At 68.5% G+C, this 15,747-nt stretch carries 13 protein-coding genes and 1 tRNA gene; 9 read left to right on the plus strand and 5 right to left on the minus strand.

The features are described from left to right. The first annotated feature begins 246 nt into the window (after positions 1 to 246). The 6 genes from TL10_RS24045 (at position 247) to TL10_RS24070 (ending at position 8,315) form a co-directional block, all read left to right on the plus strand. Positions 247 to 762, plus strand: a complete 516-nt coding sequence (locus tag TL10_RS24045; protein ID WP_043397343.1) for a 2-oxo-4-hydroxy-4-carboxy-5-ureidoimidazoline decarboxylase — start codon at positions 247 to 249, stop codon at positions 760 to 762. 62 nt (positions 763 to 824) lie between these two features. Continuing rightward, positions 825 to 4,709 (plus strand): Pls/PosA family non-ribosomal peptide synthetase, encoded by a 3,885-nt coding sequence (locus tag TL10_RS24050; protein WP_043987660.1) that lies wholly within the window; start codon positions 825 to 827, stop codon positions 4,707 to 4,709. Then, the gene (locus tag TL10_RS24055) at positions 4,706 to 6,040 is read left to right on the plus strand and encodes a M1 family metallopeptidase (RefSeq protein ID WP_043397337.1); all 1,335 of its coding nucleotides are present in this window, start codon (positions 4,706 to 4,708) and stop codon (positions 6,038 to 6,040) included. The genes TL10_RS24050 and TL10_RS24055 overlap by 4 nt, the downstream gene beginning before the upstream one ends. Continuing rightward, the gene (locus TL10_RS24060; protein WP_043397469.1) at positions 6,007 to 7,245 is read left to right on the plus strand and encodes a polysaccharide biosynthesis protein; all 1,239 of its coding nucleotides are present in this window, start codon (positions 6,007 to 6,009) and stop codon (positions 7,243 to 7,245) included. Before TL10_RS24055 ends, TL10_RS24060 begins: the two co-directional genes overlap by 34 nt. A 21-nt stretch (positions 7,246 to 7,266) precedes the next feature. Then, positions 7,267 to 7,959: a polyprenyl-phospho-N-acetylgalactosaminyl synthase PpgS gene (locus tag TL10_RS24065; protein WP_043397334.1), complete on the plus strand. Its 693-nt coding sequence runs from the start codon at positions 7,267 to 7,269 to the stop codon at positions 7,957 to 7,959. Next, positions 7,956 to 8,315, plus strand: a complete 360-nt coding sequence (locus TL10_RS24070; RefSeq protein WP_043397331.1) for a DUF2304 domain-containing protein — start codon at positions 7,956 to 7,958, stop codon at positions 8,313 to 8,315. The genes TL10_RS24065 and TL10_RS24070 overlap by 4 nt, the downstream gene beginning before the upstream one ends. Here the strand turns inward: TL10_RS24070 and TL10_RS24075 are convergent. From TL10_RS24075 to TL10_RS24085, 3 genes are read right to left on the minus strand one after another with little or no spacing between them, the layout of a single operon-like run. After that, a complete protein-coding gene (locus TL10_RS24075; protein ID WP_043397329.1) occupies positions 8,306 to 8,902 on the minus strand; it encodes a TetR/AcrR family transcriptional regulator in 597 nt (198 codons plus the stop codon). The two genes, TL10_RS24070 and TL10_RS24075, sit on opposite strands and share 10 nt — an antisense overlap. Position 8,903: 1 nt before the next feature. Next, the gene (locus TL10_RS24080; RefSeq protein ID WP_043397328.1) at positions 8,904 to 10,688 is read right to left on the minus strand and encodes an N-acyl-D-amino-acid deacylase family protein; all 1,785 of its coding nucleotides are present in this window, start codon (positions 10,686 to 10,688) and stop codon (positions 8,904 to 8,906) included. A gap of 57 nt (positions 10,689 to 10,745) precedes the next feature. After that, positions 10,746 to 11,678: an NAD-dependent epimerase/dehydratase family protein gene (locus TL10_RS24085; protein ID WP_192830297.1), complete on the minus strand. Its 933-nt coding sequence runs from the start codon at positions 11,676 to 11,678 to the stop codon at positions 10,746 to 10,748. Here TL10_RS24085 and TL10_RS24090 point away from each other — a divergent pair. From TL10_RS24090 to TL10_RS24100, 3 genes are all read left to right on the plus strand, one after another. Continuing rightward, positions 11,644 to 13,476, plus strand: coding sequence for a hypothetical protein (locus TL10_RS24090; protein WP_082068070.1), 1,833 nt, complete (start codon positions 11,644 to 11,646; stop codon positions 13,474 to 13,476). The genes TL10_RS24085 and TL10_RS24090 overlap by 35 nt on opposite strands. Before the next feature lie 113 nt (positions 13,477 to 13,589). Continuing rightward, entirely contained in the window at positions 13,590 to 13,931 is a 342-nt protein-coding gene (locus TL10_RS24095) for a hypothetical protein (RefSeq protein WP_043987663.1), read from the plus strand. 51 nt (positions 13,932 to 13,982) lie between these two features. Beyond that, positions 13,983 to 14,354, plus strand: a complete 372-nt coding sequence (locus TL10_RS24100; protein WP_043987664.1) for a hypothetical protein — start codon at positions 13,983 to 13,985, stop codon at positions 14,352 to 14,354. A 10-nt stretch (positions 14,355 to 14,364) separates the two neighbouring features. Here TL10_RS24100 and TL10_RS24105 read toward each other — a convergent pair. Together TL10_RS24105 and TL10_RS24110 are read right to left on the minus strand one after the other, a co-directional pair. Continuing rightward, positions 14,365 to 14,440, minus strand: a tRNA-Thr gene (locus TL10_RS24105). 57 nt (positions 14,441 to 14,497) lie between these two features. Continuing rightward, on the minus strand, positions 14,498 to 15,730 hold the full coding sequence (locus TL10_RS24110; RefSeq protein ID WP_043987665.1) for a DNA polymerase III subunit delta': 1,233 nt from the start codon (positions 15,728 to 15,730) through the stop codon (positions 14,498 to 14,500). Between the last annotated feature and the right edge of the window lie 17 nt (positions 15,731 to 15,747).

Consider the following 15,747-nt stretch of genomic DNA (forward strand, 5'->3'; position numbering starts at 1 on the left):
CGCTTCATCGGGAAACCAGCTCCGAAACTCCTGGAACGTGCGCGGATAGTCGACCCCGCCGACCGGCCCACCCTCTGCAGTACCCATGCTGACCAGCATAGGTCCAATTAAGCAGATAAGCAGTACACATGTTCGATGTTACGCCATACTTGTGATGCACGCCAGACCACCGATACACGAATTTGCCCCGCTGTAACACAAGGAAATCTGCACGTACCCTGCACATTCGATGATGTCCATGTGTTGATGCATCAGGGCATTGGTCTCGACGCGTTCAACGCCATGCCAAAGCAGCGGGCGGTGCACGCACTGTACGAATGCTGCTACAGCGTGCCCCTGGCCGGCAGCCTGGCCGACGGACGCGCGTACGACGACCACGACCATCTGTACCGGCGGGCCGACGATCTGCTGTTCGCGTTGGGTGACACCTCGGTGGACGCGATCCTTCAGGCCTATCCGCAGCTGGGTCGTCGACCGGGCAGCGCCCGCTCGCAGTTCGAGCAGTGCGCCGTCTGCGACCGTGACCCCGGACTGATGGCGACGCTGCAGACCAACGCATCGACCTACCGGGACCACTTCGGGTTCGATTTCGTGATGTTCGTCGGCGCCATGAGCGCTGACGAAGTACTGACCCACATGGCCGACCGGATGCACAACGACCACGAGACCGAGCGCAAGGTGGTCCGTAACGAGCTGGCCCGGATCAATCGGACCCGGCTGGAGCGCATGCTGGGACCCGAGGGCGGCTACAACAACTGGTAACGAAGCTGCCACGGCAAGCCCGCCGCCAGGAACCGTTCGCCAAGCCTTAGTAGTTTGTACCCGTGCATCAGGAGATCCCCCCGCAGTACGTGCGTTCAGCGAACGCACCGCAGGCCCGGACACTCATCGACATCCTCTACGCCACGGCCGCTCAATATCCCGATGCGCCGGCCATCGACGACGGCACCGTCCAGCTCACCTACGCCGAGCTGATCGCCGACGTCGAGGAAAGCGTGGCCTGGCTGGCCGCACGGGGCATCGGCCGCGGTGATCGCATCGGCATCCGCATGCCGTCGGGCAGCTACGCGCTGTACGTGTCGATTCTGGCGACGCTGGCCACCGGCGCCGCGTACGTCCCGGTCGACGCCGACGATCCCGAGGAGCGCGCCGCGCTGGTCTTCGGCGAGGCCGGCGTCGTCGGCATCATCACCGAGGCCGGCCTGGTCCGCGGGCCCGGTTCGACGCGGGGCTGGCTGGCAGGCCAGCCGCTGACCCGCGATGACGCCTGGATCATCTTCACCTCCGGTTCCACCGGGACCCCGAAAGGCGTTGCGGTGACCCACCGTAACGCCGCGGCGTTCGTCGACGCCGAGGCCGAGATCTTCCTGCGGGACAATCCGCTGGGCCCGGGCGACCGGGTGCTGGCCGGACTGTCGGTGGCATTCGACGCATCCTGCGAGGAGATGTGGCTGGCCTGGCGCTACGGCGCCTGCCTCGTCCCGGCGCCGCGCTCGCTGGTGCGCAGCGGCATGGACCTGGGTCCCTGGCTGGTGTCCCGTGACATCACCGTCGTCTCGACGGTCCCGACGCTCGCCTCGCTGTGGCCGGCCGAGGCCCTCGAAGCCGTACGCCTGCTGATCTTCGGCGGTGAAGCCTGCCCGCCGGAGCTCGCCGAACGCCTCGCCGTCGAGGGCCGCGAGGTGTGGAACACCTATGGACCCACCGAAGCCACCGTCGTCGCGTGCCTCGCGCCGCTCGGCAGCGGACCGGTCAGCATCGGCCTGCCCCTGCCCGGCTGGGACCTGGCCGTTGTCGACAAGGACGGCCTGCAGGTCGGCTACGGCGACGTCGGCGAACTGGTGATCGGCGGCGTCGGCCTGGCCCGCTATCTCGACCCCGAGAAGGACGCCGAGAAGTACGCCCCGATGGAGACACTCGGCTGGGGCCGCGCCTACCGCAGCGGTGACCTGGTCCGGCTCGAGCCGGACGGCCTCTACTTCCAGGGCCGCGCCGACGATCAGGTCAAGGTCGGTGGCCGGCGCATCGAACTCGGCGAGGTCGACGCCGCACTGGTCAACCTGCCCGGCGTCAGCGGCGGCGCCGCCGCGGTCCGCAAGACGGCCACCGGCACTCCCCTGCTGGTCGGTTACATCGCCAGCGCCGACCCCGAATTCGATATCACCAAGGCTCGCAAGGCACTTGCTCAGTCGTTGCCGGCCGCGCTGGTGCCAAGGCTCGTCCTGGTCGACGAATTGCCCACGCGCACATCGGGAAAGGTCGACCGCAACGCGCTGCCCTGGCCCGTCGACTCGGCGGGCGACGACAGCCCCGACCTCGACGGCACCATGGGCTGGCTCGCCGGGCTGTGGCGTGACGTGCTGGCGTCCCCCATCGACGGCCCCGGCGCCGACTTCTTCGCCCTCGGCGGCGGCTCGTTGTCCGCGGCGCAGCTGGTCTCGCTGCTGCGCGAGAAGTACCCGCAGGTCACCGTCGCCGACCTCTACGACCACCCGCGGCTGGGCTCACTGGCCGGCTACCTGGACGAACTCGACCCGCCGCCGGCGGTCGAAACCCGAAGCGTCACGCCGGTTCCGCTGACGACCCAGCTGATCCAGTCGCTCGTCGCGATCCCGCTCGCGACCCTGGCGGGCATGCAATGGGTCGTGTGGCTGGCGCTGCTGAACAACATCGCCGCCGCCCTGCACCTGCTGCCCTGGGCCCACACCGTGAACTGGTGGGTGATCCTGGTCGGGTTCCTGGTGTTCGTCACCCCGATCGGCCGGATGGGTATCGCGGTGTTCAGCGCGCGGGCCCTGTTGTCCGGTCTGGAACCGGGCACCTACAAGCGCGGCGGCTCCGAACACCTGCGGGTCTGGCTCGCCGAACGCCTCGGCGAGGCCAGTGGCGCCGAAAACCAGGCCGGCGCACCATGGTTGGTCTACTACGCCCGCGCCTTGGGCAACCAGGTCGGCAACGGCGTCGACCTGCACTCCGCCCCGCCGGTCACCGGCATGCTCTCCCTCGGGGACCACTGCTCGGTCGAACCGGAAGTCGACCTCAGCGGGCACTGGATCGACGGCGACCTGTTCCACGTCGGCCCGATCAGCATCGGCAACGACGCCACCATCGGCGCCCGTACGACACTGCTGCCGGGTGCGGTGGTCGGCAAGAACGCCGACGTCGCACCGGGTTCCGGCGTAATCGGCAAGGTCAAGGCCGGGCAGTACTGGAAGGGCTCACCGGCGGTGAAGTCCGGCAAGGCGCACCACCCGTGGCCCGACGAACGGCCGGGCCGCGCCCCGCAGTGGATCGCGATGTACGGGCTGACGTCGGTCCTGTTGGGTGGGTTGCCGATCCTGGCCCTCGCCGCGGGACTGGCGGTGCTGATTCTGCCGGTGCGCCACACCCATTCGCTGCCGGAGGCGGTCCTGCCGGTCGCGTTGTGGACGCCTGTCGCCGCAGTGGTCGCCATGGCGGTGTACGCGGCACTGACGGTGATCGGGGTACGCCTGCTGGCCCTCCGACTGACCGAGGGCTACCACCCGGTGCGCAGCCGCGTGGGCTGGCAACTGTGGGCCACCGAGCGGTTGATGGACGCCGCCCGCAACTATCTGTTTCCCATCTACGCGAGCCTGCTGACGCCGTGGTGGCTGCGGATCCTCGGCGCGAAAGTCGGCAAGGACACCGAGATTTCAACGGCCCTGCTGACGCCCAAGTTCACCGAGGTGCTCGACGGCGCCTTCCTGGCCGACGACACCATGGTGGCGTCGTACGAACTCGGCGGCGGCTGGATCCACGTGGCCAAGGCCACCGTCGGCCGGCGCGCATTCCTGGGCAACTCCGGTATCACGCAGCCTGGCCGCCGCGTCCCCGACGATGGACTCGTCGCCGTGCTGTCGGCAACGCCGCACAAGGCCAAGGCCGGGTCCTCGTGGCTGGGCAGCCCACCGATCCGGTTGCGCCGCCAGCCAACTGAAGCGGACAAGCTGCGCACCTTCCACCCGTCCCTGCGGCTGAAGATCATGCGATCGACGGTCGAGACCCTGCGCATCATCCCGGTGATGGTGACGTTCGGCATCGGCGTGGCGGTCCTCGGCGTCCTGCAGGCGCTGGCCGGCGAATTCGGTTGGCTGTGGGCGTCATTGGGCGCCGGACTGGTGCTGCTGAACGCGGGTGCGGTCGCCGGGGCCATCGCCGTGGTGGCGAAATGGTTGATGGTCGGGCGCATTCGGAAGGTCGAGCACCCACTGTGGTCACCGTTCGTGTGGTGGAACGAGGTATCCGACACGTTCGTCGAAACGGTCGCGGCGCCGTGGTTCGCCCGCGCCGCCAGCGGCACCCCCGTGATGAACCTGTGGCTGCGAGCCCTCGGTGCGGCGATCGGCCGGGGAGTATGGTGCGAAACCTATTGGCTACCAGAGGCCGACCTGGTGACGCTGGGCCGGGGCGCGACGGTGAACCGGGGCTGCGTCGTGCAGACCCACCTGTTCCACGACCGCATCATGCAGCTGGACACCGTGGTGCTGGAGCCGGGCGCGACGCTCGGTACCCACTGCGTGGCACTGCCCGCGGCCAGTATCGGTGCCGGCGCGACGGTCGGCCCCGCCTCACTGGTGATGCGCGGCGACGCGGTGCCGGCGTCGACTCGCTGGCAGGGCAATCCGATCGCCCCGTGGGTGGGCAAGAAGCGCAAGTCCGGCGGCCGAAATAAGGCGCAGGCCGCATGACCCGGACGAACAAGAAGGACCGCAAAGGCGTTGCGCCGGTTATTGATCCGTACCTGCCGAACAACGGCAACTTCGGCTTCCGGGTATCCCGCTACGAACTCAGCCTCGAATACCGGGTGGAGAGCAACCGGCTGACCGGCATCGCCACCATCACCGCGGTCACCCTGGCGTCGCTGCACTGGTTCACCCTGGATCTGTCCGACGCATTGTCGGTGGCCAAGGTCGAGGTGAACGGCCGTCGCCCCGCCAAATACCGCACCGTCAACGGCAAGCTGCACATCACGTTGCCCAGCGCGTTGCCCGCCGGGGCCGCGATGACGATCACGGTGCGCTACGGCGGCAACCCGCGCCCCATCAAATCCATCTGGGGCACAGTCGGTTTCGAGGAGCTGACGGAGGGCGCCCTGGTCGCCGGGCAGCCCAACGGTGCCGCGTCCTGGTTCCCATGTGACGACCACCCGAGCAGCAAGGCCAGCTACCGCATCGCGGTCAGCACCGACAGCCCATACCGGGTCATCGCCAACGGCGAGCTGGTGAGCCGCAAAACCCGTGCGGCACAGACCATGTGGGTGTACGAACTGGCCGAGCCGACGTCGACCTACCTGATCACCCTGCAGATCGGCCGGTACGAGTCGCTGCGGCTGTCGAAGTCTCCGGTGCCGATGTCCGCGGCCCTGCCGCAGCGGCTGATCCGCAATTTCGAATACGACTTCGGCCGGCAGCCGCAGATGATGCAGCTGTTCACCCGGTTGTTCGGGCCGTACCCATTGTCGAGCGGGTACAGCGTCGTGGTCACCGACGACGAGCTGGAAATTCCGCTTGAAGCGCAAGGTGTTTCGATTTTCGGCGCCAACCACTGCGACGGCCGCCGCAGCGCCGAGCGGCTGATCGCGCACGAGATGGCCCACCAGTGGTTCGGCAACTCGGTGACGGTGCGGCGGTGGCGGGACATCTGGCTACATGAGGGATTCGCCTGTTACGCCGAGTGGCTGTGGGCCGAGGAGTCGGGCTGGCGGACCGCCGACCAACTGGCCGCGCACAACCTGCAGAAGCTGCGGGGCTTGCCGCAGAATCTGCTGCTGGCCGACCCCGGACCCGAGGACATGTTCGACGACCGCGTCTACAAGCGCGGCGCCCTCACCCTGCACGCCCTTCGGCGCACCATCGGCGATGCGAATTTCTTTGCACTACTGCGGGATTGGACGACCCGCTACCGGCACTCGACCGCGGTGACCGACGACTTCACCGGCCTGGCCGCGAACTACACCGACCAGTCCCTGCGCGGACTGTGGAACGCGTGGCTCTACACGGTGGAACTGCCGGCACTGTGAATCCCAGCAGTGTGGCACGGGTCGCAGTCGCGACGGTGCTCAGCGCGCTGTGCGGCTACGCGATCCTGTACCTCGCCGCGCGCGACCTGGCCCCCGCTGGATTCTCGGTGTTCAGCGTCTTCTGGGGTGCGTTCGGCTTGTTCACCGGAGCGGCCAACGGCCTGCTGCAGGAAGCCACCCGCGAAGTCCGCATCGCACACACCGCCGAGCCCCAGCCGGGGCCGCACCTGCAGCCCATCCGGGTGGCCGCGCTGGTGGCCGTCGCCGCGGGGCTGCTGATCGCCGGCACCGCCCCACTGTGGGCCGGCCACGTTTTCGTCGAATCCACCCCGCTGAGCGTGGCGCTGCTGAGCGTCGGCCTGGCGGGCTTCTGCCTGCACGCCACCCTGCTGGGCGTCCTTGCCGGGGCGGACGGCTGGACCCAGTACGGCACGCTGATGGTGACCGACGCGGGCATCCGGGTCGCCGTCGCCGTCGCCGCGTTCGTCCTCGGCTGGGGGCTGGACGGTTACCTGTGGGCCACCGTCGCCGGCTCGATGTCCTGGCTGATCCTGCTGCTGGCCTCCCGCGTGGCCCGGTCCGCGGCCGCAATCCACACCCCCGGCACGCCCCGGACCTTCCTGACCGGGTCGGCGCATTCGATCGCCGCCGCCGGCGCCAGCGCCGTCCTGGTGATGGGCTTCCCGGTGCTGCTGCAGGCCACGTCCCGGGACCTGGGCGCCACCGGCGGCGTCATCATCCTGGCGGTGACGCTGACCCGCGCCCCGCTGCTGGTGCCGCTGACCGCGATGCAGGGCAACCTGATCGCGCATTTCGTCGACAACCGGCGACTGCGAGCCCTGCTCACCCCGGCCCTGGTGCTCGCCGGGCTGGGTGCACTGGCGGTGCTGGCCGCCGGGCTGGTCGGGCCGTGGCTGCTGCGCACGCTGTTCGGTCCCGAGTACGCCGCGAGCGGTGCGCTGCTGGCCTGGCTGACGGCCGGGGCCGTCGCCATCGCCTTCCTGACCCTGACCGGGGCCGCGACAGTCGCCGCCGCGCTGCACCGGGCCTACGCGGTGGGTTGGGTGAGTGCCACGGTGGCCGCGGCACTGTTGTTGTTGCTGCCTTTGGACCTGCAGACCCGCACCATTGTCGCGTTGATGTGCGGGCCGCTGGTCGGCATCGTCGTCCACCTGGCCGCGCTTGGCGCGATCAGGCGCCGCTGAGCGTGTATTTTCGGCATCAACATGTCCTTGTATCGCGACGTCTGGATCGTCATCCCCGCCTACAACGAGGCGAGCGTCATTGCCGACGTCGTCGCTGATGTGCGGGCCGTCTTCCCCAATGTCGTCTGCGTCGACGACGGCGGCCGTGACGACACCGGCGACCGGGCCTTCGCCGCCGGCGCCCACGTGGTGCGGCACCCGGTGAACCTCGGTCAGGGAGCGGCCATCCAGACCGGCGTCGAGTACGCCCGATCCCGGCCCGGGGCAGAGGTTTTCGCCACGTTCGACGCCGACGGCCAGCACCGGGTCAAGGATGTCGTGCGGATGATCGAGCGGCTGCGGACCGAGGAGCTGGACATCGTGATCGGCACCCGGTTCGCCGACCAACCGCCCGAACGCATGCCGATCCTCAAGCGGCTGCTGTTGCCGATCGTCGCCAAGCTCAGCCGGTCCAGTCGCAAGCTGCACCTGACCGACGCCCACAACGGCTTGCGGGTGTTCAACAAGACGGTGGCCGACGGGCTGAACCTGACCATGAACGGCATGAGCCACGCCAGCGAGTTCGTCTCCCTCATCGTGGAGAACCGCTGGCGGGTCGCCGAACAGTCGGTGCAAATCCTGTACACCGACTATTCGATGTCGAAGGGTCAGCCGCTGGTCAACGGCGTCAACATCGTCGTCGACGGGCTGCTCCGCGGAAGGTTGCGCCGATGATCTGGACCAAGGCATTGCTGATCGGCGCGGTGGTCCTGCTGCTGGCCTACCTGTTCAGTTCGCGGCGCAACGCACAGTCGCGGGCGTGGGTGAAGGTCGGCTACGTGCTGTTCGTGGTCGGCGCCATCTACGCGATCCTGCGCCCCAACGACACCACGGTGGTGGCGCACTGGCTCGGCATCGGCCGCGGCGCCGACCTGCTGTTGTACGCGCTGGTCATCGCGTTTCTGTTCACGACGATCAGCGCATACATGCGGTTCAAGGACCTCGAACTGCGTTACGCCCAACTGGCCCGGGCGGTGGCGCTGGAAGGTGCGCGCGTCCCCGAGCCCGATCCGCCGACCCGTCAGGTCTGAACGCCCAGAGTCCCCAACATGGTGGCCAGCAGCTGGATGCGGCCGTCTTCGAGTTCGGGCTGCGGTAGCACGGCACGGATCAGCGCCGCACCGTCGAAGGTGTTGACCATCACGGCGACGATCAGCATCAGCAGTTCCGGCGGCAACTGATCCGCGCCGGGCATCTCCTGCGCGGTCTCGTAGATGTTGCGGCCGTACTCGACGAGGGCGCCCTGCAGCGTCGCCCGCAGCTTCTCGTCGGTGCGCGCCGCGACCATCAGCTCGTACATCACCGCGTTGGTGGCGTTGCCGCTGATGTCCCGCAGCGCGATCAACGCGCCTTCCAGAGCCGGCCGGTCCGAAGGGATTTCGGCGACCTGCTTGCTGAACTGCTCGAGCTGTCTACGCATGACCTCGAGCGCCGTCGCGGCCATGAAGTCGCCCATGGTGGCGAAGTGTTTGAACAGCGCACCGTCGGAGACCTCGGCCCGACGCGCGATCACCGCCGCCGAGGCGCGGGCGTAGCCGACCTCGACGATGGTCTCGATCGCGGCGTCGAGGAGCCGAGCCCGCGTCTCTTCCCTGCGTTGCTGTTGCGTTCTGGCCATGTCAGACCGGCTGCGCCACCGGCAGTTTCGCCCCGCGCGCCGGCAGGTAGTGGCCGGACTTCACGGTCTGGCCGTAGCCGTCGCGGAACTCACCGTCGCGGAACACCACCTGGCCACCCACACCGGTCGCCACGACGGCGGCGTCGCTGCGGTTGACCATGCGGCTCAGGCCGCCGTAGAACTCGACCGAATCCTCGTGGTACGCCTCGAGTTCGGCGTTGAGCCCAGCCGGGTCGATCACCACGAAGTCGGCGCGCTCGCCCTGCCGCAGGGTGCCGGCCTCCAGGCCGAACCAGTCGGCGACCTCACCGGTCAGCCGGTGCACGGCATGCTCGGTGGTCATGAACGGACGGCCACTCTTGTCGGCGTCCTGCACCCGGCGCAGCATCCGCAGCGCGTAGTTGTAGAACGCCATATTGCGAAGGTGCGCACCGGCATCCGAGAAGCCCATGTGGACCGACGGCTCCGTGGCCAGCTTGTCGAGCTGCTTGGGGCGGTGGTTGGCCACGATGGTGGTCCAGCGGGTGTTGCGCTCACCGTGCTCCACCAGGACGTCGAGGAAGGCGTCGAGCGGGTGACTGCCGCGCTCGTCGGCGATCTGCCCAAAGCTCTTGCCGATCAACGACTTATCGGGGCACTCGACGATGGTCGAGTCGTGGAAGTCACGGTGCCACAGGGTCGGGCCCAGCACCTTCTTGTCGAACGACTTACGGAACCGGCGCCGGTACTCCGGGTCGGCCATCAGCTTGTTGCGCTCCAGCTGATCCTTCAGGTGCAGCGCTGCGGTACCCGCACCGAACTCCTCGAAAACCGGGAGATCGATTCCGTCCGAATACAATTCGAACGGCACCGGCAGATGCTGGAAGCGCACCTTCGAGTTCAGGACCTTGTTGGCCAGGCGGGTCACCGGGCCCAGCAGGTACACGGCGCCGGGCGAGGACTTGGCATCGGCGGCCACCAGCAGGCTCATCCGCACGCCGGCACGACGGCCGAACCAGCCGCTGCTCTCGAGGAAGAAGTTCAGTGCCTCTTGCAGTTTGGCGACGTTGGGCGCGCTCTGCAGGATGCGGCCGCGCTTGCGCAGCACCTTGATCAGGCGGCGGCGTTCCCGCCAGGTGGCGAAGGTCGACGGCAGCGCACGGGACCGGAAGCGGTCACCGTCGAGCTTGTCGATCGCGGCGTCCATGCCGGACATGCCGAGCATGCCCGCGTCCAGGGCCGCCTCGAGCCGCGACGCCATGGTCTCCAGCTCGGCGTTGGTCGGGGTGACGTTCGGGGTCGTCGCGCGGTCCAGGCCCAGCACCGAGGTGCGCAGGTCCGAGTGGCCCAGCAGCGAGCTGACGTTGGGGCCGAGCGGCAGGGCTTCGAGCGCCTGCACGTACTCGGCGGGTCCGGACCATGAACGGCTCTGCTCGAGCGCGCCGACGACGAACTTGCGCGGCACCGCCTCGACGCGGCTGAACAGATCGGCGGCGTCGTCGTTCTCGGCGTAGACGGTCGAGAGCGAACACATGCCCAACAGCACCGTCGTCACGCCGTGCCGGACCGACTCACGCAGGCCCGGGTCGAGCAGTACCTCGGCGTCGTAGTGCGTGTGGACATCGATGAAGCCCGGCGTCACCCACTTGCCCTTGGCATCGATGACGTCGGGGCAGCCCGTCTCATCGAGCGGCTGCGCCGACACCGTCGCGACGACGCCGTCGCGGATACCCAGATTGCGCAGTTGCGGCGTGCGGCCGGTGCCGTCGAACCACAGGCCGTCTTTGACGATCACGTCGTAGGTCATGACCTGAGGTTAGGGCAGAAAGTGAGTACTTACAATCTTTTTCTGCATATTGGCAGGTCAGGGGCGGAAAAAGTCCACCGTCCGGGCCACGCCCTCGGCCAGCGTCACCTCGGGGCTCCAACCCAACACGGCGCCGGCCCGGCTGATGTCCAGGCAGGATTTGCGCAGGTCGCCGAGGCGCGGCGGGTGGAACTCGGGCGCGTCGGGCACGCCGACGGCCGCGGCGATCGCGGTGTGCAGCTGCGCCACCGACGTCTCCACCCCGGTCCCGACGTTGAACCGCTGCCCGCCCCCGGCCTCCCCGCCGGCGCGGACGAAGGCGTCGACCACGTCGTCGACGAAGACATAGTCACGGGTGTCGCTGCCGTCACCGAAAATCTTGGTGGGCCGCCCGGCCAGCAGGGCCTGACTGAAGATCGCCACCACACCGGCTTCACCGTGCGGGTCCTGGCGCGGGCCGTAGACGTTGGCCGGCGCGATGTGCGAGCAGTCCAGCCCGTACAGATTGCGGAACATATTGAGGTAGACCTCGCCGCACACCTTGCTGGCGGCGTACGGGGACGACGGATCCACCGGCATGTCCTCGTTGGTCGGGTAGCCCGGCGGGACGCCGTAGATGGACCCGCCCGACGAGGTGTGGACCACCTTGCGCACGCCGTTGCTGCGAGCCGCCTCAGCCAGCCGCACGGTGCCGACGACGTTGACCCCGGCATCGAACGGCGCGTCGGTCACCGACCGCGCGACGGAGATCTGCGCGGCCAGATGGAAGATCACCTCAGGCTTGACCTCGGCGACGATGCCGTTCAGATCGGCGTCGACGATGTCGGCTTTGACGAACTCGAACTGCGCGTTGCCCTCGGCATCCGCGAGGTTGTCGACCTTGCCGCTGCTCAGGTCGTCGAGCCCGACAACATCGTGCCCTTCGGACAGGAGCCGGTCGACGAGCGTCGAACCGATGAACCCAGCAGCACCAGTGACAAGTGTTCGCACGGGGGCAACCATACCGACGGCCGCTGCCAGGCGGCCCGTACAGTCGACAAGAGTGAACTGGGTCGCCCGAACCACCGCCGCACTGGTGGTGCTGCAGCTGATACTGCGGGCGGTTCTCGCATTCGGCGGCTATTTCTACTGGGACGACCTGATCCTGATCGGCCAGGCCGGCACCCATTCCCTGCTGTCGCCCGACTTCCTGTTCAACGACCACGACGGGCACGTCATGCCTGCCGGGTTCCTGTTGGCCGGAGCGCTGACGCGCCTGGCACCGCTGAATTGGTTCTGGCCGGCGCTGAGCCTGGTGCTGCTGCAACTGGTCGCCTCGGTGGCGCTCGTGCGCGCCCTGCGGGCGATCCTCGGCTGGCGTCCGGTGCTGCTGGTGCCGCTGGCGTTCGCGCTGTTCACGCCCCTGGGCGTGCCGGCCTTCGCCTGGTGGTCGGCCGGGCTCAACGCGCTGCCGATGGCGGCGGCCATGGCCTGGGTCTGCGCCGACGCCATCCTGTTGGTGCGCACCGGCAATCCGCGGTACGTCTGGACCGGCTGCGTCGCCTATCTCGGCGGGCTGCTGTTCTTCGAGAAGTCCGCGGTGATCCCGTTCACCGCATTCGCGGTGTGCTGGCTATTGATGCACGTGACCGGGACCCGTGTCTCCGTGTGGCGCACGGGTCTGAGGCTGTGGCTGGGGTTGCTCACCATCACGATCGGGTGGGTCGGGGTCTACCTGCTGGTGGTCAATCAGAAGCGCTGGACCTTGGACCTGCCGATGACGTGGGAGCTGCTGGCGCGGTCCGTCACGCACGGCCTGGTGCCTACGCTGGCCGGCGGGCCGTGGGACTGGCAGCGCTGGGCTCCCGCGTCACCGTGGGCGACGCCCGGCGCGGTCGTGATGGCGTTGGGTTGGCTGGTGCTGGCCGTCGTGGTTGCGGTGTCGCTGCTGCGAAAGCGGCGACTGGGACCCGTCTGGCTGTCGGCGGTGGGATACGTGGTGGCGTGCCAGGTGCCGATCTATCTGATGCGGTCGTCGAAGTTCACCGCCCTCGAGCTGGCGCAGACGTTGCGCTACCTCTCCGATCTGGTGGTGGTGCTGGCGCTGCTGGCCGCGGTCGCGTTCTGTGCGTCGAACCGCAGTACCCGGTTCGACGACTCCGTCCGCCGTCGTGTCGTGGTTGCTTGTGCGGCAACGCTATTCGTGGCCAGCAGCCTGTACTCGTGGGCGACCTTCCTGCCCAGCTGGCGCGACAACCCGACCCGCGCCTATCTCGTCAACGCCGAGGCATCCTTGGCCGCCGCACCCCGCGGCGTGCCGCTGCTCGATCAGGAAGTCGACCCGCTGGTGCTGCAACGCGTGGCGTTTCCAGAGAACCTGGCCAGTCACATGTTCGCGCTCCTGCGCGACCGGCCTGAATTCGCCTCCAGCACAACGTCTTTGCAGATGCTCACCGCGACCGGCCAACTGGTGCCGGCCAAGGTGACCTGGACCCGCACCATCGTCCCCGGCCCGGCACCGAACTGCGGCTACCTGGTGCAGACCGACGCACCGGTGACCATGCCGCTCGACGGACCGCTGCTGCCGGCCGACTGGACCGCCGAGCTCAACTACCTGGCCAACAGCGACGGGTCGCTGACCATGTCCCTGCCCGAGGGGCGCGAGGCACGGGTGCCGGTGCACCCCGGACTGAACCGGGTGTTCGTCCGGCTGCCCGGCGCCGGGGCTGCGATTCAGGTGAAGGCCAACACGTCGGCGCTGTCGGTGTGCGTCGCGTCCGGGCCGGTGGGCTTCCTGGCGCCGCGCTAGGCGTCTGCCCGAAAAGTTTTGCGAAAAAACTGTCCCCTTCCGGGACGGTGCCCACTCCTACCTGTGTCAGCAAGTCCAACTGGGCCTGCGACCACCGGAAAAGGAGAACGCCCATGACCATCACCGGCACCGCAAACGGCAAGCGCATCGCACTGGCTGCCCTCTTCGGCACCGCCGCGCTTTACATCGCCCCGTTGGCCCTGAGCACGCCGATGGCCAGCGCAGAGTCCCTGGCGACCCGCTGCGGAAAAGGCGGTGGCACCTTCGCCATTGGCACCCGGTCGAACGGGTCGATCATCGAGAGCTGCACGACGGTCGACAAAGAGGGCGTCAAAACACAGTGCACCGAGGTAGATCACAAACCTCAGGGCTGCATCACCGTGCCGAGGACGGCAGTGAAGGGCACCCACATCCCGACCGGTGACCTCGCCCCGGTTCAGGTCGATCGCTCCTGACGTCTCCCGCCCAGCCCGCCATCCACAGCCACCCGAAACGAAAGTCGATCCATGAACACCACCATCCGACCGAACTCCAAGATCAAGTCAGCGGCATTCGCCGGCCTGCTGAGCGCTGCCGCGCTCTATGCCGTACCGGTGATCCTGACCGCACCCAGCGCCAACGCCACCGTCGGCAGCGATTGCATGGGTTCGAACCAGACCTACGAAACCAAGGTCGGCAACGGACACCTGTACGAGGCTTGCACCACGACCGACAAGAACGGTGACAAGACCAAATGCTCGTACGTCGACGGAAAAGCTCAGGGCTGCATCGCAGTCCCGTTGCGTAAGCCGAAGTTCAACCTGGACCCGAGCGCTGTCACACCCGTTGACGTAACCCCGTCCGCGGGGCCGCACACGCTCCCCGACCAACGTCGGTAGCGAAAAATTGTGGAGCCACCCAGGGGAATCGAACCCCTGACCTATTCATTACGAGTGAATTGCTCTACCGACTGAGCTAGGGTGGCGTGCCCCACCGAGGCGGGGCGGGACGAGTCTACGGGACGCCCCGCACGCCGCCAAAGTCAGTTCCGTTGTCCAGCCCGCAAGGCCTGTCCCATGGTCGCCACCATGGCGTCGACGGCGAACTTCGGCTTGACGTTGGTGGCCAGCGCCTCGCGGCAGGCCAGCACCGCCTCGACGCAGCGCAACAGCTGGTCGGCAGGCACGTGGGCGGCCATCGCCGCCGCCTTGTCGCTCATGTCCGGATGGTTGGCCGCCGCCACGCCCGAGGCCCCGGACGAGATCACCAGTGCATCGCGGAAGTACGTGGCCAGGTCCATCAGCGCCCGGTCCAGGGCATCGCGCGACGCCCGGGTCTGCCGTGACTTCTGCCGCTTCTCCAGGTCCTTCAGCGCACCCGCGGCGCCCCTCAGCGCGCCCGCCGCACCCTTGCCGGTGCCACCGGCACCCAGCGCCGTCCTGAGCTCCTCGGTCTCGGTCTCGTTGCGGCCTGCCGTCAGCGCCACCGCCTCGGCCTCGGCAGAGGCGACGAGCTCCTCGACGGCCGCGTATGCCCGCGTCGGCGTCGCCGCGTCCCGGGCCAGGCCCAGAGCGCGTTCCCGGCGCGACCGGGCCTGCTCATCGGTGGCGAGCCGGCGGGCCCGGCCGACGTGGCCGCCACTGACCGACGCCGCCCAGCGCGCGTCGGACTCGGGCAGTCCGTCGTTGTCCATCAGCACCTGGGCGATGGCGTCGACCCGCGGCGTCGTCAACGCGACGTGCCGGCACCGCGACCGCAGCGTCACCGCGATGTCCTCGGGGTCCACCGACGGTGCGCACAGCAGGAACACCGTCGACGGCGGCGGTTCCTCGACGACCTTCAGCAGCGCGTTGGCCGCGCCTTCGGTGAGCCGGTCGGCATCTTCGACCACGACGATCTGCCAGCGTCCGGTGCCCGGCCGCCGGGATGCGGTCTGCACGATGGCGCGCATCTCGTCGACACCGATGGACAGCCCCTCGGGAATCACGCGGCGCACATCGGCGTGGGTGCCCGCCATGGTCGTCGTACAGGCCCGGCAGGCCCCGCAGCCCGGACCGCCCTCGGCGGCCTCCGCGGTGCACTGCAGCGCCGCAGCAAAGCACACAGCGGCGATGGACCGGCCCGAACCGGGCGGCCCGGTGATCAACCAGGCATGCGTCATGCTGCCGGTTGTGACGCCGCTGTGAGCCGAATCACCCCGGGCCGCTCGCGCTGCGGCCACCAACTCGGCTTCCACGGCATCCTGGCCGACCAAACGCGAGAAAACTCCGCTCATCGGGCCCCACAGTAACC

The sequence above is a fragment of the Mycolicibacterium llatzerense genome (assembly GCF_000878195.1).
Classification (GTDB): Bacteria; Actinomycetota; Actinomycetes; order Mycobacteriales; family Mycobacteriaceae; genus Mycobacterium; species Mycobacterium llatzerense.